The sequence below is a fragment of the Brevundimonas sp. genome (assembly GCF_046299595.1).
Classification (GTDB): domain Bacteria; phylum Pseudomonadota; class Alphaproteobacteria; order Caulobacterales; family Caulobacteraceae; genus Brevundimonas.
Genome location: NZ_JBKBHQ010000001.1, coordinates 1339380 through 1357833 on the forward strand (window position 1 = coordinate 1339380; position 18454 = coordinate 1357833).

16 protein-coding genes and 1 pseudogene are annotated in these 18454 nt (G+C 69.6%); 7 read left to right on the forward strand and 10 right to left on the reverse strand.

The features are described from left to right. The first annotated feature begins 45 nt into the window (after positions 1-45). Together ACK4E3_RS06670 and pheT are read left to right on the forward strand one after the other, a co-directional pair. Entirely contained in the window at positions 46-444 is a 399-nt protein-coding gene (locus tag ACK4E3_RS06670; protein ID WP_409698139.1) for a hypothetical protein, read from the forward strand. Continuing rightward, a complete protein-coding gene (gene pheT / locus ACK4E3_RS06675; protein WP_409698142.1) occupies positions 441-2834 on the forward strand; it encodes a phenylalanine--tRNA ligase subunit beta in 2394 nt (797 codons plus the stop codon). Before ACK4E3_RS06670 ends, pheT begins: the two co-directional genes overlap by 4 nt. A gap of 30 nt (positions 2835-2864) precedes the next feature. On the opposite strand, the gene ACK4E3_RS06680 is transcribed toward pheT, so the two are convergent. Then, positions 2865-3383 carry a phosphoribosyltransferase gene (locus ACK4E3_RS06680; protein WP_409698146.1) on the reverse strand — a complete coding sequence of 173 codons (519 nt, stop codon included), beginning with the start codon at positions 3381-3383 and terminating at the stop codon, positions 2865-2867. 15 nt (positions 3384-3398) lie between these two features. After that, entirely contained in the window at positions 3399-4304 is a 906-nt protein-coding gene (locus ACK4E3_RS06685; RefSeq protein WP_409698149.1) for an MJ0042-type zinc finger domain-containing protein, read from the reverse strand. Positions 4305-4361: 57 nt separating this feature from the next. On the opposite strand from ACK4E3_RS06685, the gene ACK4E3_RS06690 reads away from it, so the two are divergent. The 4 genes from ACK4E3_RS06690 to ACK4E3_RS06705 are packed head-to-tail and all read left to right on the forward strand — an operon-like array spanning position 4362 to position 7379. After that, entirely contained in the window at positions 4362-5141 is a 780-nt protein-coding gene (locus tag ACK4E3_RS06690) for an ATP-binding cassette domain-containing protein (RefSeq protein WP_409698152.1), read from the forward strand. After that, the gene (locus ACK4E3_RS06695) at positions 5138-6028 is read left to right on the forward strand and encodes an ABC transporter permease (protein ID WP_409698155.1); all 891 of its coding nucleotides are present in this window, start codon (positions 5138-5140) and stop codon (positions 6026-6028) included. The genes ACK4E3_RS06690 and ACK4E3_RS06695 overlap by 4 nt, the downstream gene beginning before the upstream one ends. After that, on the forward strand, positions 6025-6657 hold the full coding sequence (locus ACK4E3_RS06700; protein ID WP_409698157.1) for a YdcF family protein: 633 nt from the start codon (positions 6025-6027) through the stop codon (positions 6655-6657). The genes ACK4E3_RS06695 and ACK4E3_RS06700 overlap by 4 nt, the downstream gene beginning before the upstream one ends. Beyond that, entirely contained in the window at positions 6654-7379 is a 726-nt protein-coding gene (locus ACK4E3_RS06705; protein ID WP_409698160.1) for a lysophospholipid acyltransferase family protein, read from the forward strand. The genes ACK4E3_RS06700 and ACK4E3_RS06705 overlap by 4 nt, the downstream gene beginning before the upstream one ends. A 12-nt stretch (positions 7380-7391) precedes the next feature. On the opposite strand, the gene hisC is transcribed toward ACK4E3_RS06705, so the two are convergent. The 8 genes and pseudogenes from hisC to ACK4E3_RS06745 form a co-directional block, all read right to left on the reverse strand. Further along, complete coding sequence (hisC, locus tag ACK4E3_RS06710) at positions 7392-8492, reverse strand: histidinol-phosphate transaminase (RefSeq protein WP_409698163.1); 1101 nt, start codon at positions 8490-8492, stop codon at positions 7392-7394. Between the two features lie 41 nt (positions 8493-8533). Further along, positions 8534-9232 carry a hypothetical protein gene (locus ACK4E3_RS06715; protein ID WP_409698166.1) on the reverse strand — a complete coding sequence of 233 codons (699 nt, stop codon included), beginning with the start codon at positions 9230-9232 and terminating at the stop codon, positions 8534-8536. Next, a complete protein-coding gene (locus ACK4E3_RS06720; protein WP_409698169.1) occupies positions 9229-10287 on the reverse strand; it encodes a DUF2125 domain-containing protein in 1059 nt (352 codons plus the stop codon). Before ACK4E3_RS06720 ends, ACK4E3_RS06715 begins: the two co-directional genes overlap by 4 nt. A 10-nt stretch (positions 10288-10297) precedes the next feature. Then, on the reverse strand, positions 10298-13126 hold the full coding sequence (locus tag ACK4E3_RS06725) for an ATP-dependent DNA helicase (RefSeq protein ID WP_409698172.1): 2829 nt from the start codon (positions 13124-13126) through the stop codon (positions 10298-10300). Between the two features lie 49 nt (positions 13127-13175). Beyond that, the gene (locus tag ACK4E3_RS06730; RefSeq protein WP_409698175.1) at positions 13176-14087 is read right to left on the reverse strand and encodes a TIGR02186 family protein; all 912 of its coding nucleotides are present in this window, start codon (positions 14085-14087) and stop codon (positions 13176-13178) included. Continuing rightward, positions 14087-15010, reverse strand: a complete 924-nt coding sequence (locus ACK4E3_RS06735; RefSeq protein WP_409698178.1) for a sulfite exporter TauE/SafE family protein — start codon at positions 15008-15010, stop codon at positions 14087-14089. The genes ACK4E3_RS06730 and ACK4E3_RS06735 overlap by 1 nt, the downstream gene beginning before the upstream one ends. Positions 15011-15157: 147 nt before the next feature. Further along, positions 15158-17824 (reverse strand): hypothetical protein, encoded by a 2667-nt coding sequence (locus ACK4E3_RS06740; protein ID WP_409701143.1) that lies wholly within the window; start codon positions 17822-17824, stop codon positions 15158-15160. Next, positions 17803-17935, reverse strand: a pseudogene (locus ACK4E3_RS06745) (hypothetical protein); the annotation flags it as partial. The pseudogene ACK4E3_RS06745 and the gene ACK4E3_RS06740, both read right to left, overlap by 22 nt. 223 nt (positions 17936-18158) lie before the next feature. On the opposite strand from ACK4E3_RS06745, the gene ACK4E3_RS06750 reads away from it, so the two are divergent. After that, on the forward strand, positions 18159-18386 hold the full coding sequence (locus tag ACK4E3_RS06750) for a hypothetical protein (RefSeq protein ID WP_409698181.1): 228 nt from the start codon (positions 18159-18161) through the stop codon (positions 18384-18386). Positions 18387-18454: the final 68 nt, after the last annotated feature.

Genomic DNA, 18454 nt, shown 5'->3' on the forward strand with positions numbered 1-18454 from the left:
CCATCTCACAAGCCCCATTCCATTACCCAAGAGCGGAACGACGCCATGACCACCAGCCACTCGGTGCAGTCCATGCCCAACCTCGCCACCTCGAGCACCATCGAGGATCAGGCGATCTTTCTGCCCCTGATGATGTACGACGTCTTCAAGGCGGGAAAATCGGTGATCGAGGGGCGCACCTTCCGCAATTGCCGCATCGAGGGCCCTGCCGTGCTGCTGGCCACGGACGGGGTGAACTTTGACGGCTGTGACCTCGGCTATACGGGCGGCGACATCCGCAACCTGCTGCTCAGCCCGCGCGGGGCCAGCGTGATCGGGGCGATCCCCGTGCAGAACTGCAGGTTCATCAACTGCCAGTTCTTTGCCGTGGGCTACACCGGCTCGCAGACCTGGCTGGACGAGATCGAGCGCGCCCTCGGCGCTGGCGGGGGCGGTGCATCGTGAAGTTCTCCCTGAGCTGGCTCAAGACCCATCTTCGCCTTGATGCCGACATCCATGGCGTGGCCGAGGCCATGACCATGGCCGGGCTCGAGGTCGAGGAGGTGCTCGATCCGGGCGCGGCGCTGGCCCCGTTCTCGGTGGCGCGTATTGTCGAGGCGCGCCCCCATCCCGACGCCGACCGCCTGCAGGTCTGCCTCGTCGAGACGCGCGACGGCATGAAGGAGATCGTGTGCGGTGCGCCCAATGCGCGCGCGGGCCTCAACACCATCTATGCACCCATTGGGGCCTATGTGCCGGGCCTTGGCGTGACCCTGGTAGAAAAGCCGGTGCGCGGCGTGGTCTCCAACGGTATGCTGTGTTCGGCCAGCGAACTGGAGCAGCCCGGCGGCCATGACGGCATCATGGAGCTGGACGCAGGTCTGGCCGTGGGCACGCCCGCCGCCGAAGTCTTTGCCGCCGAGCCCGTCATCGATTTCGAGGTCACGCCCAACCGTCCCGACTGGCTGGGCGTGGAGGGCATCGCGCGCGATCTGGCAGCGACGGGGCTCGGCCAGGTGATCACGCCCTCAATCGAGCCGGTCGAGGGGCGCTTTTCCTGCCCCGTGTCGGTGCGCATCGAGGCGCCCGATCTGTGCCCGGTCTTTGCCGGGCGCGTGGTGCGCGGGGTCAGGAACGGGCCTTCGCCCCAGTGGCTGCAGCAGCGCCTCGCCTCCATCGGGCTGCGCCCCATCAATGCGCTGGTCGATATCACCAATCTGATCGCCTACGACCGCGCACGGCCGCTGCACGTCTATGATCTGGCCAAGGTCACGGGCAGCGTCATCGTGGCGCGCAGGGGGCGCGGCGAGGCCATCGAGGCGCTGGACCAGCGGACCTACAGCGCCGCAGAGGAGATGTGCGTCATCGCCGATGACAATGGGGCGCGCGCCATCGGCCTTGGCGGCGTCATGGGCGGCGAGAGCACCGGCTGCACCGAGGCCACCGTCGATGTCTTCATCGAAAGCGCCTGGTTCGATCCGCTCACCATCGCGCGCACAGGCCGCGCGCTCGGCATCAGCTCGGATGCCCAGTACCGCTTTGCGCGCGGGGTCGATCCGGCCTCCGTTGTGCCCGGTCTGGAACTGGCCACGCGGCTGATCCTCGATATCTGCGGCGGCGAGGCTTCCGAGGTGGTGGTGGCCGGTCAGGCCCCCGCCCTGCCCGCGCCCTTTGACTTCGATCCGGCCCATGTGGCGCGCCTCTCCGGCCTGACGCTGGGCCGCGAGGGGGTGGTGGCCATTCTGGAGCGCCTGGGCTTTGAGATCACGTCGGCGGCCGGAACCCTGATCCGCGTGCAGCCGCCGAGCTGGCGGCGCGATGTGGAAGGCCCTGCCGATCTGGTCGAGGAAGTGGCGCGCATTGCCGGATACGACCAGCTTCCCTCCACGCCCCTGCCCGAGGTTGCGCGCCTCGCAGGCGGTGTGCTGAGCCAGCGCCAGAGCCGCATACAGCGCGCGCGCCGCTATCTGGCCTCGCGCGGCTATGGCGAGGCGATCACATGGTCCTTCACCAGCCGCGAAGCCGCCAGGGCGTTCGGCGGCGGCAGCGAGCGTCTGGTGCTCGAAAATCCGATCTCGCCCGATCTGGACTGTATGCGGCCCACGCCCCTGCCCAACCTGATCCGGGCCGCCCAGCGCAATGCCGCCCGGGGCCGCCCGGACCTCGCCCTGTTCGAGATCGGGCCGGTTTACGGCGGCGACCAGCCGGAAGATCAGAAGACCGTGATTTCCGCCCTCGTCAGTCCCCGCCCCCCCCGCCACTGGGCCGGGCAGGACGAAGACCCCCTGTTCGCGCTCAAGGCCGATCTGCTGGGCCTGATGGACGCCATCGGTGCGCCGACAGCCTCGCTCCAGCTCGTGCAGGGCAGCAATCCGCCATGGTGGCATCCGGGGCGCTCGGCGCGCCTGCAACTGGGGCCCAAGGGCGTGATGGCCCACTTCGGTGCGCTTCATCCGGGCGTGCTGAGGGGCCTCGATGCCGAGGCGCCCCTGCTGGCCTTCGAGATCGTGCTCGATGCCGTGCCTGAGCCGCGCGCACGCACGGGCAAGTCGCGCGGCAGCGCCGCCCTCTCGCCCCTGATGCCCCTGACCCGCGATTTTGCCTTCGTGGTTGATGAGAGCGTGCCTGCTCAGGATGTCATCCGCGCGGTCTCGGGTGCCGACAAGGCCTTGATCCGCGAGGTGCGGGTGTTCGATGTCTATCGCGGCGAGCGGATCGGCGAGGGCAAGGTGTCCCTGGCCCTCGAGGTGGTGATCGAGCCCAGCGAGGCCACCCTCACCGAGGCCGAGATCGAGGCGCTGAGCAGCCGCATCGTGGCGGCCGCAGGCAAGGTCGGCGCACTTTTGCGCGCCTGACCGGGCATTACAGCTCCGGGCATTACAGCTTCAGTCGAGGGCGTGAACGGCGGGCAGGCCGCGCAGCCGCCCCGCATCGTCCAGACCGTAGCCCACCAGATAGCGCGCAGGCGCCTCCCAGCCGACATGGTCGGGCTCCAGCGGGCGGGGTCTTGGCCACGGCTTGCGGGCAAAGACACAGGTTCTGACCTCGCACGCACCGGCCTCGGTGACGATCTCGACGGCCCCTGCCAGCGACAGGCCGCTGTCGATCACGTCATCGAGGATTAGCACGCGACAGCCGGTCACGGGCCGTTGCAGGGGTGCGCGCAGGCTCACCTCGCCGGAGCTTTCGTGATCGTCGCCATAGGAACTCAGCCACAGGGCCTCGAAGCCGGGATTGCATCCGCGCCGCGACAGGGCCCGCGTCAGGTCCGCCGTGAACCACAGGCCGCCGGTCAGCAGGCACACCACGATCCAGTCATCGTCCATGACAGGAGCAAGCGCGTCCGCCAGACGCTCGATGCAGGCTTTGATGGCGTTCTCATCGAGCAGGACTTCGCTGTGCATCGCTTCCGATAACCCTCAGCCGGGCGGGCTGTCGAGGGCCTCGATCACACGGGCATCGACCGGCGCCGTATCGGCCAGACCGCGGGTCGGCCTGAGAGCCGGGCTGGTGGCGGCGGGCGGCTCGGGCGCGGCAGCTTCGTCAGGCCCGGCTTCGGCGGCAGGGACAGGCTCGGCCTCCGGCAGGGGTGCCGGATCATGGCGGGCGTGGCGCAAGGTGGGCTGGGCCTCGCTGACGCGCGTGGCATGGAAATCGAAACGCACGTCCACGTCCGCCCCTTGCGAGGCCGGATCGTCCAGCACCACCGCAAAGCCCTTCAGCGCCCCTCCTGCCAGATGCTGGCGCTCCATGGGCACCACAGCCGAGCCGATCCGGCGACCGCGAGCATCGAGCAGGCTGACGCGAATGGGGGGAATGACCGCTTCGTGGCCACGGATGTTTCGCACCGCGCCAGAAATGACCACACGGCCGGGCAAGGTGCGATGATCGCGCGCCCTGAGCGCCTGAAACTCCAGCCCGACCGGGTTCACCGGCACGCCTGCAAGCGCATAGGCCGATGCGGCGCGCGGATAAAGCTCAACCAACTCAACCCTATAGATGAAGGCCGCCGCGATCAGGCCGACAAAGGCCGCGCCGATCCCGCCCCAGATGGCGCCCTGGGCAGCCAGGCGGCGCGTGCGGCGCTCCTGCTCGGCGCGAGCGCGGAAGGCGCGCGGCAGCTCGGGCGCCGAGGCCTGTTCCATGGGCGGGGGAACGGAGGCGCTGGCCCCTTCCTCGGGCGTGAGGGTCAGCTCCATAGGCGCGTCCGCACTGGCCATCCAGGTGTGGGCGCAGGCCTGGCAGCGCACGCGCCGACCCGATGGCCCGAGACTTTCGTCGGGCACAAAATAGCGGGTGGAACACTCGGGACAGGTCAGTATCATGCCGACACGCTTTGCGCGTCCGGGCCTCGAAGGCTCCGGGGGCGGTGCGCCCGACGCATGAAAGCTGTTGCCAAGCCGATCATCGAACCCTTGCGTCCCATTCCTGTGACCCGCCCCGACACCATCGAAGACACCCTGGAGCCAGACCACACGACCGAGGCGTCGCCGGGCCTCGCGCCCATGGTACAGCTTCGCCATGTCAGCCTTGCGGGCAGGGGGAATCGCCTCCTGCTGGACCGGGTCAATCTCAGCTTGCCGCGCGGCTCTTTCCACTTCCTTACCGGAGCCGACGAGGAGGCACTGGCTCGGGTCGTGGACATGATCGCACTGGCATATCCGCCACAGTCGGGCAGCCTCAGCGTGATGGGCGAGGCGCACGATGGCCTCGATGCCCTCGCCATTGCCCGGCTGCGCCGCGACATGGGCCTTGTGCTCGACACATACGGCCTGATCGAGGGTGCCAGCGTGCGTGACAACATCGCCCTCGCCCAGATCGTGAGAAAGCGGCCCCTGGCGGATGTGGACGAGATGCTGCGCTGGCTCGGCATCGACGCCCTTGCCGAGCGGCCCGTGGATGGGCTGGACCTGCGCGAGCGGGCCCTCGTGAAGCTGGCGCGCGCTCTGGTGCCTGCTCCCCCGCTGATCCTTGCCCACAACGCCCTGGCCGATCTTGGCGATGCCGACATCAGCCGTCTGCTCGGCCTGTTCGCGGCCCTGTCACGCGCAGGGACCACGGTTCTTCTCTCCGCCCCCGTTTCAGGCTCGCCGCGTCCTGGCACCATGGCCGCCTCCCGCCTGCACCTCGCCGAAGGCCGGATCACGCGAGGCGGATCTTGAAACGCCAGCCGGTATTCGCGGGCGCGGCCCGCATCCTGAACTTCCCGCCCGCCCTGCTGCCCGGCGGGCCGGGATGGCTGTCCATGACGATGGTGGCCCTGATGGTGATGCTGAGCGCCCTGGCCCTCGCCGGAACCCTGGCGGCCCATGATGCGAGCAGCGCGCGCGCCGCCCTGCTGGGGCGCGAGGTGAGCGTGCTGGTCCGGCCCCGGGTGGACGAGAGCCCGGAGCGGGCGGCAGTAAGGGCTGCGGAGACCCTTGCGGGTGCTCCGGGCGTGGACGAGGCCGCTGCCCTGACGCGCGACGAGGCCGAGCGCCTGCTGCGGCCCTGGCTGGCAGGGGTCGAGATTGACGATGTGGCCCTGCCACCGCTGGTCAGCGTGCGCCTCTCGCAGGACAGTCCGGCTACGGCCAGCGGGCTGTCGCGGCTTCTGGCCAGCGCCGGGATCGATGCCACCGTCGAGGATCACGGCCTGTGGCGCAGCGAGGCCGAGGCGGCGGCCCTGAGACTGGTGATCCTGCTGGGCGCGCTGTCTGCCCTGCTGTTCTGCGCTATGGTCGCAGCCGTGCTTCTGGTCGTCAGGGGCGCTGTGAGCGGCTGGCGCGCATCGGCGGCCATATTCGCACTCACCGGGGCCGCGCCCGGCTGGATCGTGGCGAGGATGCAGGGGCGGGTGCTGCGCATCGTCGCACCGGCCTGTCTGATCGGCGCGGTCGGCGCCAGCGCCCTGACCGGGCTGGCCGGCCTGTTGCTGGGAACCAGTGCCCCCGTCCTGGCATTCGGCGCAGGAACGCACGTTCTGATCGGTGCGGTCGCTTTATTCTCGCTCAGCTTGGCCGTAGTCTCCGTCCGGCTTATCGACGGGGGCAGGAGGCCCGGCGCATGAGGACCATGATTGCCATACTTGTGCTGATCGCCGTCTGGATGATCGGCCTGCTGGTCTTCGCCGCGCGGGTGCAACAGGCCACGCCGCCGGACGATCCGCCGCGCGCCGATGGCATCGTCGCCCTGACCGGCGCTTCGGATGCACGCATCGTGGCGGGCATGCGCCTGCTGGAAAACGGCAAGGGACGGCGCCTGCTGATCTCCGGGGTCAATCCCGAGGTGCGACCCGAGGAACTGCGCGAAATCCTGCCGGGCTCCAATGCGGTGTTCGACTGCTGTGTCGATCTGGGCTTCGCAGCCCAGAACACCATGGGCAATGCCCAGGAGATCGCCGACTGGACGCGCCAGCGCGGCTTCGAGAGCCTGATCGTGGTGACGTCCGACTATCACATGCCCCGCTCGCTGCTCGAGATTCGCGGCATGGCCGAGGGGGTCGAGCTGATCCCCTATGCGGTTGCCACGCCGTCTCTCAATGCGCGCGACTGGTGGAAGAGCGAAACGGGGCTGCGGCGCATGGTGCTGGAGTACAACAAGTATCTGGTCGTGCTGGTGCGCGAGACCGTCCTTGCCCTCAGCGGCGGACGCCAAGACGGCAGCCAGGGCGAGCCAGCAGGGGCACCCGCTTCGTGAACACGATTCGATCGCTGCTTTTCACCCTCTGGCTCTATCTGTCCATGCCGGTCTACGCCATCGGCCTGTCGCCCGCCCTTCTCATGCCCCATCGCCCGGCCATGGGCGTGATCAAGCTGTGGGCACGCGCGGTGCTGTTCGGGCTGAGGCACATTGCGGGGGTGCGTGTCGAGGTGCGCGGGCTCGAGCACAGGCCCGAGGGCGGTGCGCTGGTCGCCGCCAAGCATCAGGGCATGCTGGACGTGATCGCCCCCTTCACCTTCCTGCACGACCCCTGCTTCGTCATGAAGAAGGAGCTGATGCCCCTGCCCTTCTTCGGCTGGTTCGCCTGGAAGACGCGCATGATCCCGGTCGATCGCGCCGCCCATGCCAAAGCCCTCAAGGACATGGTGCGCCATACCCGCCAGCGCATCGCGGAGGATGCGCGCCAGGTGGTCATCTTCCCCGAAGGCACGCGCACACGCCCCGGCGACGAGGCGGCCTACAAGCCCGGTGTGGCCGCCCTCTATCGCGATCTCGACGGGCCGTGCGTGCCGGTGGCGACCAACTCGGGCCTGCACTGGCCCGCCAAGGGCTATCGGCGCCTGCCCGGCACGGTGGTGTTCGAGTTCCTCGAGCCCATCCCCGCAGGCCTGTCACGCGCGGAGTTCATGCGAACCTTGCAGGCGCGCATCGAGGACGCCTCGAACCGCCTGATCGCCGAGAGCCGCGCGGGCCGCTGAAGGCTTGCGGCCTCAGACCTGGGCGGCGAACTCGCTCAGGGCATCGAGCACGGCCCGGTTCTGATCCTCGGTGCCGATGGTGATGCGCAGCGCCTCGTGCAGTCCGTATCCGCCCACAGGCCTGACGATGATCCCCCGCGCGTTCAGGTGCGCATTGGCCGCTGCCGCGCGCTCACTGCTGCCAAAGCGCACCAGCACGAAATTGCCCGCCGACGGCAGCACCTCGAAGCCGAAGCCGCCGATGGCCTGGATCATGCGCGGCACCCAGCTCTGCACCAGCTCGCGCGAGGCGCGGATGTGGGCTTCGTCGGACAGGGCCGCGATGGCCGCTTCCTGACCCGGTATCGAGACGTTGAAGGGCAGGCGGATACGGTCCACCGCCTCGGCGACAGCCAGGGGCGCGTAGCCGAACCCTACGCGCAGCGCCGCAAGGCCGTGAATCTTGGAGAAGGTGCGCGTGACAACCACATTGGACGCCTCGCGCGCCAGTGGCAGGGCCGTCTCCCATCCCGGCGCGGTGACATATTCGGCATAGGCCTCGTCCACCACCAGCAGCACCGAGGGATCGAGACGCGCGTGCAGGTCGCGGATTTCGTCGATGGTGTTGTAGCTGCCCGTGGGGTTCGAGGGGTTCGAGACATAGAGGATGCGCGTGCGCTCATCGACTGCCTCGAGCAGGGCGTCCACCTCGGCCTTGAAGCCGGGCTCGGGCGCCAGTTTCACCTCGGCCTGATTGGCGAGGGCCGAGATGCGATAGGCCAGAAAGCCGTACTGACCGGTGACGATGTTGTCGCCCGCCTGCAGATAGGTCTGGTTCAGAAGCGCGAACACCTCGTCCGAGCCGTTGCCGAAGATCAGCCGCTCGGCTTCAAGACCGTGGTGCTCCGCCACCGCCTCGCGCAGGCGCACCGCGCGACCGTCGGGATAAAGCGCCAGGCGATCCAGCGCGCCCGCATAGGCCTCGCGCGCCTTTTCGCCCGCGCCGAGCGCGTTCTCGTTCGACGACAGCTTCATCGGCTCGGCCACGCCCTCGATGCGCGCCTTGCCGCCCACATAGGGCGCGATGTCGAGAATACCGGGCTTGGGAGCGGGCGCGGCCTTGTCTGCGGTCATGGTTCGGTCTCGGGCTGAAAAAGAAAGAAGATCGTGAAAAATCAGAAGCGCGGCGCAGCGCCGATCACGCCCGACAGGCGGTTGGCTCGGTAAAGGGGCGCGCTGTGAAGACGCATATCATGGGCCTCGACATAGCCTGCAAGGGCAAACAGCTTCAACCCGGCGCCCTCGTCGATGCGCTGTCCGCTCAACCCGGCAGCGGCGAGCGCCGCGAGTATCTCGCCATCGCTCTGGTCCGCCTCTGTGACCCAGAAGGTGCGGTCCTCGCCCGTCGGCCCGGTCTGGGCAGCGCCGATCATGAGGGCTTCGGGCCGCCGGTAACCGCACTCGGGAAAGGCGCCGATGACGCGAAGATCACGCCGCGCCAGCAGCCGCGACCACCAGGCGCGACCGTCCAGCGCGATCAGGGCGCGCGAGAGTGCCGTGCACTGGGCAAGGGCGCGATCGGGATCATCGACCAGGGTAGGGTGATCGTGTCCGCTGGCCCCGAGCTGGCGCAGGGCTGCCTGCCCCGAGACGATCAGGGCGGCAGGCGCGCGGGCCACCTCGATCCTTCGCCACAGCGCCGCCATCAAGGCCGGATCGAGCGCAGGCCGGTCGGCGAGCAGGGCCCGCAGCGCCAGCGCCGAGGCATCCACGCCGCGCGACGGCGAGGACTGCACGCAGGCGAACAGTGCCTCCATCAGGGCCTTTTCATCGGCTGTCGGCTCGCCCAGGGGACCGGGATCGGTGAGAGTCACGGGCCGGGATCGCCCTCTGCCGCACTGCGCCACAGGGCCGGTGCCGGGGCAATGTTGAGGGGGCCAAGGCGCGTGCGCCCGCCCGTGAAATCGACGATCAGGGTGACATCCCCACCGATGGCCTCGTTCAGGCGCGCCGCTGCCGCTGCGCCCGTCGCCGCGCCGCCATCTATGCCCTCGGCGCGCGCCAGACCATTGAGGGCCGGTGAGGCATTGGAGGCCTGAAAGCGCACGCGGCCCTCAAGGCGTCCGTCGTCCCGCACCGACAGGCGCTCGCTGCTCAGCTCGGCGCGCGCCTCGCCCGCGCGCATCTCGCCCGCCAGATCGAGCAGGGCGCCCTCTGCCGCCGCCCAGCCGCGCAGGGGACCGAGCGGTCCGCTCAGATGGTCGATGCCGCTGACGCGCGTCTCGATCACAACGCTGAGGCGGTCGTTCTGGGCGAAGCTCTCCACTGGTCCACCGGGGCGGCCCTCGCCGTCGAGCAGGCGCAGTCGCAGCCCCGCCTCGCCCAGCAGGATGCGTGCATCCGCGCTGCGCACGGGCCGGGTCTCGATCTCGACGCGCGCGGCCCGGGCCAGGGGAAAGACCTCGGCACCCTGCGCAGGCGTGAACACCGGCTCCACAAGCTCCAGCGCCAGATTGGGTATGGGCCGGTCAAGGTGCGTGGCGCTGGCGCGGATACGCCGGGCACTTATCGTGACATCGCCCTTGTCCGCGCGCGTCAGCGTCAGGCCTTCGGGCGCCAGAAGCACCCAGTGTGCCGGGTTGTAGGCCATGGCCTCGGCAATGAGGCGCGGCGCATGAAGCGCATGGCCCGATGCGGCTCTCACCCGCACCTCGGGGCTCTCGACGCGCACGCGAAACGGCCAGCCGGAGATGCTCACCGCTCCGTGCGAGACGCCGATGCCGCTCTCGCCCGAGGCCGCGACGGCGGCGCTGATCTCGGAGCGCACCTCGCGCGAGAGGTGCCACCACCACACGCTCCAGCCCGCCACGACGACGACCAGCAGCAGGAAGGGAATGGCGATACCGGGGAAGGAGGACTTGCGGCTCATGCCGACAGCTTTACGGCCTTTGCAGGAACGCGCCAACCGCCTCGACCGCATCGGCAAGGCCCATCCGCTCGATCTCGACGCCTTCGGGCAGGCCCGCGAACAGCCGCGTGGGCGCCGCCGCATCCAGCATGACGAACACGCCCCGGTCCTCGCTGCGCCGGATCAGACGCCCGAAGGCCTGAGCGATGCGCGCGCGCGCCAGTGCATCGTCATAGGCCCGCCCGCCAAAGTGTTCGCGCCGGGCCTTGTGCAGCAGGTCGGGGCGGGGCCAGGGCACCCGGTCGAACACCAGCAGGCGCAGCGAGCGTCCCGGAACATCCACCCCGTCGCGCACCGCATCGGTGCCCAGCAGGCAGGCATCGGGCTCTATGCGGAAGATGTCGATCAGCGATCCGACCTCGATGGGATCGACGTGCTGGGCATAGAGCGGCAGCCCCGCCTCGGCCAGATCGGGGGCCAGCCGCTCATAGGCAGCCCGCAGCCGCCTGATGGCCGTAAAAAGACCGATGGCCCCGCCGCCCGACGCCATGAACAGCGCCCGCATGGCCGCCGCGCTCTGGCGCACGTCGCCGCGCACCAGATCATTGACCACGATCAGCCGCGCCTGGCTGGCATAATCGAAGGGGCTGGGAACCTGCACGGTGCGCGCGGGCGCGGCAATGTGCACCGCGCCGCTGCGAAGGCGTGCCAGATCGAACGGCTCGGCCTGCATCGGATCGGTCAGGGTGGCGCTGGTAACCATCACGCCGTGCGCCGGGGCGATCACGGCCTCGCTCAATGGCTCGGTCGGGTCCAGCCAGTGCCGGTTGAGACCGACATCGAGGATGCGGCCAAAGCCTGCGTCCGCCGACAGCCAGTCCACGAAGCGTTCCGAAGGCACCTCATCATCCTGCGACAGGCGCGAGAGCATGTTCCGCCATGCCGGAAGCATCAGCCGCGCGCGCCGCTCCAGACCGCGAAGCGCGCCTTCCATGCGCGCCCGTGCGGCGGGCTCCAGCGTGTCGGCCTCCTCATCGAGCCGGTCTTCCAGATGGCGTGCCAGCGCCTTGAGCGGCCCTTCCAGCTCGGCCAGGGCGAGGGCTGCGGCACGCGCAGCGTCTGTCAGGGGCGCGATAGCCGGGTGCAGCGCGCACTCCAGCCCGCCCTCCAGATCGTTCGGATCGGGGCTGCGCGCGCGAAGCTGATCCAGTGCAGCCTTGAAGAACTGCTCGAGTGGCCCCGACGGCGATGCCTCGCCCACGGGCGGCGCGATACGCCCGGCGAAGCCCTCGGCGGGAAGCTGGCCAGCCGCGCGGATGGCCTGCTGCATGGCCCTCATGGCCGTCTCGTCATCGCTGAACAGCTCGCCCAGTCGCTGCTCCAGCCCGCGCCCCCGACGCCCGCGCGTCTCGGGCCCGCGTATCCAGCGGCGCAGCTCCCAGGTCTCCTGCCCCGAGAGACGCGCGGAAAAGGCACTGTCGGCGGCCTCGAACAGATGGTGCCCCTCGTCAAAGACGATGCGGGTCGTGGCCAGGGTCTCGACATCGGCACGCTGGCCGCCCTGCTCGCGCACCCGGTCGAACGCGGCCTGACTCATGACCAGGGCGTGATTGGCAATGACGATGTCGGCGCGCCGCGACGCGCGCACGGTGCGCTCGATGAAACAGCGGCGATAGTGCAGGCAGGCCGAATGGATGCATTCGCCGCGCCGGTCGACCAGATTGGCAGGTGAGGCCTGCGCGCCCGCGCCCACCGCGAACAGCCCCGGCAGCCAGGAGGGAAAGTCGGCCCCGTTCATGTCGCCGTCCACACTGTGCAGCGCCCACCAGGCGACCAGAGCCATGCCGATGCCGTCGCCCTGGCCCAGCTGGCTGGCCTGAACGCGCTCCTGAAGATTGAGCAGGCACAGATAGTTCTCCCGCCCCTTGCGCACCACGACCCGCCCTTTCTCGGGCCACAGGCTGGCGCTCTCGCGCGCGATCTGGCGTTGCAGGGCCCGGGTGTAGGTCGAGACCCAGACCCCGCCGCGATTGCGCTCGGCATAGACGCTGGCCGGTGCCAGATAGCCCAGCGTCTTGCCCGTGCCGGTGCCCGCCTCGGCCAGCAGCAGGCGCACGCCCCCCTCCTCGTCACGCGGGGCAAAGACGTGGGCGGCCTCGGCGGCGTAATCGGACTGGCTCGGGCGCGCCTCGTCGAGGCCGCGAGACTGAAGCAGGTGATCGAGGCGGATGCGCACGCTCTCGGAGTCGACGGGTCGGCTGCCCGGATCGCCGCGCGGGGCCTCATCCTCCCACTCGGGCAGGCGGTTCCAGACATCAAGGCCGGAGCCGCGCGCGCGGCGCTGGCGCACGCCGCCCTTCTCCATCGCTTCGAGGACCAGCGGCCCCCAGGGCCAGCCCATGCGCGAGAGGCTCAGCGCCAGATCATAGGCTTCCTCGCGGTGCGCCAGGGCGGGGCCTTCCAGTTCGCGCAGCAGCAGGCCCGCGGCCTCGCGCAGCACGCTGGCCTGATCGGCAGGGGTGCGCGGCTCGGCCAGACCCAGCCCCAGCGCCAGGCCGGAGGGCGAGGGCGCGCAGAACTGGGCGGGGCGCACAAAGGCCCACAGTTCAAGCACATCGAGATGCCGGTGCGAGCGCGGCGGCGGCTCCAGCTTGAGCCTGCGCGCCGTCAGCGAGGCATGGGCCAGCAGCAGCGGTCCGGCCTCGAACAGGGCCACGGCCTCGCGTCGCGGCACCGCACGCGCGCCTGCACCGTCGGCGATGGCACCGGCACCGGGCGGGCAGGCAAGGGCCGCCAGCGTCTCCAGCGAGACGCCGGCGCCGTCGCGCTCTTGCGCCGGTAGGTGGCTGGATTCGGTCATGCTCACCGCCTTGACATAGCGGTGACGACAGCGAAACGGAACAGGAACATCAGGTGCGCCGGAACCAGGCCGACACGCCCCACCCTGTCAGCATGGCCAGAATGAGGGCCAGAAAGCCATAGAACCAGGCTCGGTCATGGGCAAAGTCGTAGAGCGCGCGCTCGACGCCGACCTTTTCGACGCTGAGCGTACCCCGGCGCACCGACACCGGCTCTCCGTCTAGAAACAGCCACACCTCGGTTTCGTAGATGCCCGTCGGCGCGGTGACCGGCAGCACCACCTCGGCTCGGAACAGGTCGTCGTCGACGAAGGTGACGCCTCTGGGCAGGGTGTCGTAGAGCCCCGCGTTCTCAAGCAGGCGGATCACCGCGCGGCGCCAGTCCAGATAGTCTTCCTCGAGGCGCGAGATGACCACGTCGCGCACGCCATAGCGCGTGACGCTGATCTGCTCCTCGGGGGCATTGATGCGAAGGTGATCGACCCCGACCGCCAGCCTGCGCAGCGTGCCGAAATCGGCCACCTCGCTCAGCGGCCGGGTGGAGGCAGTCATGTAATAGCCCGGCGCGCCCTCGAACAGCACCGGGCGCGAGTTCAGCCACATGCCCAGCACGCGCACCTTGCGCACCAGACGCACAGGCCGGTCGGGACCGCGCACCACCACCACCACATCGGCGGGCACATCGCCGGGATTGAACACCGCCCCGTAGAGCACGATCGAGGCCCCCGCATAGCCGGTGTCGACCTCGACCAGACTTTCGGTCAGGGCTGCCGCGATGCGCGCCTCGCCCTGCTCGGGCTCGAAGGGCGCCTCGACCAGCGGCTGAGGAGCGGGCCGCTGCGGCTCGTCCGGCGTCTCGGGGCGGGTGATGCCGGGAATGGGCAGCAGGGCCTCGGGCGTGGCCGGGCGGCCGGGAATGGGCACCGCCATGACCAGCAGGGCACCGATGGCTCCGGCCAGCATCACTGGTCCACTCCCGGCGCGATGGCGAACATCTCGTCAGGGCGGATGAACAGCTCGAGACCCATCTGAAGGCCGACCAGCAGAACGATCAGGGCGAGCAGGGCACGCAGCTCATCGGCGCGGAACCGTCCTGCCGCGCGCGCGCCGTACTGGGCACCGACCACCCCGCCCAGCATCAGCAGCCCGGCCAGCACGAGATCTACGGTCTGGTTGCGCCCCGCTTGCAGCACCGTCGTCACTCCGGCGGTGATGATGATCTGGAACAGGCTGGTGCCCACCACCACAGAGGCGCGCATCCTCAGGATATAGAGCATGGCCGGGATCAGGATGAAGCCTCCGCCCACGCCCATGATCGCCGACAGCACCCCGGCCAGCACGCCGAGGCCGAAGGGAGGAATGGCACTGATGTAGAGGCCCGACTTGGGAAACTTCATGCGCAGCGGCAGTCCATAGAGCCACAGCGGTCGGCGATGCTGGATGCGCCTGGGGGCCTCGCCGCGCTTGCGGCGCAGGATGGTCTGGAGGCTCTCGAGCAGCATCATGCCGCCCACCGCACCCAGAAAGATCAGATAGGACAGGGCGATGACCAGATCGGCCTGTCCCATCAGGCGGAGATAGCGGAACAGCTCCACCCCCAGCACGGCCCCGAGGATCCCGCCGCTGGCCATCAGCAGGCCCATGCGGAAATCCACGCCCCTCTGGCGGGTATAGGCCAGCACGCTGGAGGTGGATGAGGCCACGACGTGGTTGGCCTGGCTGGCCACGGCCACGGGTGCGGGCACGCCGAGAAACACCAGCACCGGCGCCATCAGAAAGCCGCCGCCGATGCCGAACAGTCCCGATATGAAGCCCACGAGCGCGCCCAGCGCCACGATCAGCGGCGCATTCACCGATACCTCGGCAATGGGCAGATAGATGTCCAAGGGACGACGCTCGTATCTAGGCCTTGCGGCGCGCGGGAAGGACGGCTGCGCCTTCCTCGCAAGATCGACGCCACCTTTCAACACGCAGCACCGCCAAAGACCTCGGCCATGGCGCTCGCGACACATGGCGCGCGCCGTGCAGATCGCCTAGGCGCCCGGTGCCGTGCCTCGCGCGGCCTCGTAAGCGTCCGCAGCCTCCTCGGCGCGACGGCGAATCTCGGCTGACAGAGAGGGCTCCAGCCTGCGTGCGGCCTGGGCTGCCTGCTCGTCGCCCGAGCGCGCAGCGATGCGATACCAGCGGTACGCCTCCGACGGCTGGGCACGCACGCCCTCGGCGCCGTTCTCGAGAATCTGGGCCAGATTGTACTGGGCGTCGATCAGCCCCGCATCCGCAGAGCGGCGGAACCACTGGGCGGCCTCGGCCTGATTGCGGCTGCCTCCCACGCCATCAAACAGATAGACGCCGAGATTGTACATGGCCCCGGCATCACCGGCGCGCGCGGCGCGCTCGGTCCACAGACGCGCCTCGGCCGGATCGGCACTCTCACCGGCTTCGCCCAGATCGTACACGCGCGCCATGTAGAGCTGGGCGCCGGTGTGGCCCTGCTCGGCCGCCGCACGCACCAGAGCCAGACCCGCACGATCATTGCCCTCCAGCAGCTCTCGCCCGCGCTGGAAATCGGCATCGAGCGCGGCAGAAGCCCCCGTGGTCACGACAGCCGCCGCAGCCAGGGGTGCGCCAGGCGCATCCTCGCGCTCGCCCGCGCCGATGCCCGCACCCGGCAACAGGCCCTCGCCGGAGGTCAGGCGGGTGTAACCGAACACCGCGCTGACAAGGGCCACCGCCGTCACCGACGAGAGCAGGGCCTTGCGGAAGGTCGAGCCGTCCTTGCGCGACTGGCGCTCGAGGCGTTCCTGCAAGCGGGTTCTGGAGGCCTTGCGAGACGAGGGGCGTGTGTCTTCGGGGCCTGCGCCCATGGCGGCGCGCGCCGCCTGGATGGCATCGCGGGTCGATCCGGCGCGCAACTCCCGCGCCGAGACGAAATCGGTTTCTGCCGCATAGCCCACATCGTCAAGCCCTTCGCCCGACAGCCCGGACGCATCTGCCCCGGGGCGCGGATCGAGGATGGCGGAGGCCTGGTAGGCAGCGGGCCGGGACTCGGCAAGCGTTTCGCTGCGCGTGCCGAACACGGGACGGATGGGCGGCGCTTCGTCGGGAGCGGTGGCGTCGGGCTCCGCCGGAGCGGCTTCCGGCTCGACCAGGGCCGAGGGCGCAAGGTCGGCGAAGTCAGGCGTGTCGGGGAACGGCGCGACGCCAGGTGCCTGCCATCCGGGCGCGGGCGCGCCGGGATCGGCTGCCGCCGCCGAAACGCTCTGGTCGGCGAAGCTGCCGTCGCCGAACGCATCGTCGCCGAACGCATCGTCGCCGAAGGCACTGGCGCGCCAGTCAGGACCGCGCGCTGACCCGTCCTGCGGACGCGCCTCGCTCGCGCGGCGCTCGATGCTCTCGCGGGCCTCGGCCAGCAGGCGGGCGGTACGCTCCTCGCTCTGGCGCAGGCGCTCGGCCAGCTCCCCCGAAGTGCGCTCGTGACGCTGTTCGATCTTTTCGGAGGCCCGGTTGAGGCGCTGGCCGATGTCCTCGATGGCCTGGGCCGAGCGGCGCTCGGACTGGGCGATCCGCTCGGAGAGCCGCTCGGAGATACGCGAGATCTCGGTACCCAGCTTCTCCAGCGCGGCGGCGTGCTGGTCGGAATCGCGCACCAGCCGCTGCTCCAGCGCCTGGGCCACGCGGCTCACGTCCTGGCCGAGGGTGCGGCTGAGATCCTGACCCAGCGCCTCGACGCGCCGTGCGCTGTCGGTCTCGGCATTGACCATGCGCGCATCAAGGTTCCGGGCGATGCGGATGACTTCCTTGCCCATGGCCTCGACGGCGGCGGCAGAGCGCCTTTCGGCGGCCTGAACCTGCTCGCCGATGTGGGCCACCGCACGCTCGATCTTGTCGACGCGGTTTTCGGCGGCGGCGGCATCGAGACGGCGCATCATCTCGTTGCGGCTGTCCTCGACACTGCGTGCCAGAGCCTCGGCCAGCTTCTCGAAGCGGGCCGCCTCGCGCGCCGCGCCCTCGCCCGCCCCGACCCGCTCCAGCGGGGCAAGGCGGCGATCGAGCCCGGCAAAAGACGTTTCCAGAACCCGCAGGGCCTCTGCCGTTCGGGCCTGGGCGGCATCGAGGCGCGCGCCCATCTGGGCCACCAGCTCGGCGCCGCCGCCGCGCAGACTGTCACGATCCAGCCGCTCGACCTTCTCGCGCAGCTCGCTCAGCGCAAGGCGCGTGCGATCTTCGGTCTCATAGACCCGCCCCGCCAGACCGCCGAGGGAGCCCTCGAGCTTCTGGAAGGCCTCGGCGACACGCGGCCCCGCCTCGTGCTCGAGCTTGCGCAGCCGCTTGTGGCCCTCACGCAGCTCTTCGGCGATGTCCTCGATGCGGCGGGTCTGCTGCGAGCGGGTCTGCTCCTCGGCATCGAAGCGGCGCACCAGCCCCGCGACCGCCTGGTCTATGCCGGAAATCGCGGTGGCGGAGCGCGCCTCCGCTGCCTCGAGGCGGCTGGCCATCATCTCGATGCGCGCCAGCACGCGGGCCAGATCGTCAGCGGCGCCCGCAGAACCGTAATGCCCGCCGCCCATGATACCGGACTCACCGGAGCCATAGGCATCGTCGAAACGGCGCGCGCGCCCGCGGCGCTCGAAGCTGTCGGTCGCATGGGCGCGGCGCGAGAGCGGCACCACGCCCTCGTCGTCGTCGCCTTCCATGATCATGGAGTTGAGCCACTCGCCGAGCGTCATGCCGGAGCGACGGGCAAGATCCTTGGCGACCTCCCGGGCTTTGGGATCGATTCCCTTCACGCTCCACGGCGACGCCGCGCTCATTGATTCGCCTCCCAGCCAACCGGGTTCACGGTAACCATCCATCTGTGGGGTGTAAACGCGCCTTTAACCCCAACATCTGGTGGCTCGTTCAACTTCCTGTGGAAGGATCACACCTCACGGCCAGACATCAGCGCGCAAAGCTTACCGAGCCCTTAACGATTAAGGACTCGCTAAGGAATATCGGTCTTGCGAAAGCCTGTGGGAAAGCGCACTTGCGCTGGTGATGAGCCTTGCCCACACCTTGATCGCGCTGGCCCTCTCGCTCGGCTTCACCCTGTGGTGCGCCTGGCGCGAGTCACGTCCGCCGGACCTGATCCGCGGGCCGCGCATGCTGCCCTATTCGCTTCTGATGGTGCTGGGGCTGGGGCTGACGGTCATGCTGGTGATCCATCTCCTGAATCTGGCCGGGCTCGACACCGGCCAGCGCACCCGCATCCCCGGCGTCGGCTGAGCGAGGCAGAGGGAACAGCGCGGCCCGCCCGGCTGTTGGCAGGGGGACACGCCTTAACCCAAGCCAGA

Excerpts from the sequence above, each read along its gene's own strand:
- ACK4E3_RS06670 (WP_409698139.1), top strand. The coding sequence starts at position 46 with ATGACCACCAGCCACTCGGTGCAGTCCATGCCCAACCTCGCCACCTCG.
- ACK4E3_RS06680 (WP_409698146.1), bottom strand. The coding sequence starts at position 3,383 with ATGCACAGCGAAGTCCTGCTCGATGAGAACGCCATCAAAGCCTGCATC.
- ACK4E3_RS06685 (WP_409698149.1), bottom strand. The coding sequence starts at position 4,304 with ATGATACTGACCTGTCCCGAGTGTTCCACCCGCTATTTTGTGCCCGAC.
- ACK4E3_RS06690 (WP_409698152.1), top strand. The coding sequence starts at position 4,362 with ATGAAAGCTGTTGCCAAGCCGATCATCGAACCCTTGCGTCCCATTCCT.
- ACK4E3_RS06700 (WP_409698157.1), top strand. The coding sequence starts at position 6,025 with ATGAGGACCATGATTGCCATACTTGTGCTGATCGCCGTCTGGATGATC.
- hisC (WP_409698163.1), bottom strand. The coding sequence starts at position 8,492 with ATGACCGCAGACAAGGCCGCGCCCGCTCCCAAGCCCGGTATTCTCGAC.
- ACK4E3_RS06720 (WP_409698169.1), bottom strand. The coding sequence starts at position 10,287 with ATGAGCCGCAAGTCCTCCTTCCCCGGTATCGCCATTCCCTTCCTGCTG.
- ACK4E3_RS06725 (WP_409698172.1), bottom strand. The coding sequence starts at position 13,126 with ATGACCGAATCCAGCCACCTACCGGCGCAAGAGCGCGACGGCGCCGGC.
- ACK4E3_RS06730 (WP_409698175.1), bottom strand. The coding sequence starts at position 14,087 with ATGCTGGCCGGAGCCATCGGTGCCCTGCTGGTCATGGCGGTGCCCATT.
- ACK4E3_RS06740 (WP_409701143.1), bottom strand. The coding sequence starts at position 17,824 with ATGATCATGGAAGGCGACGACGACGAGGGCGTGGTGCCGCTCTCGCGC.
- ACK4E3_RS06750 (WP_409698181.1), top strand. The coding sequence starts at position 18,159 with ATGAGCCTTGCCCACACCTTGATCGCGCTGGCCCTCTCGCTCGGCTTC.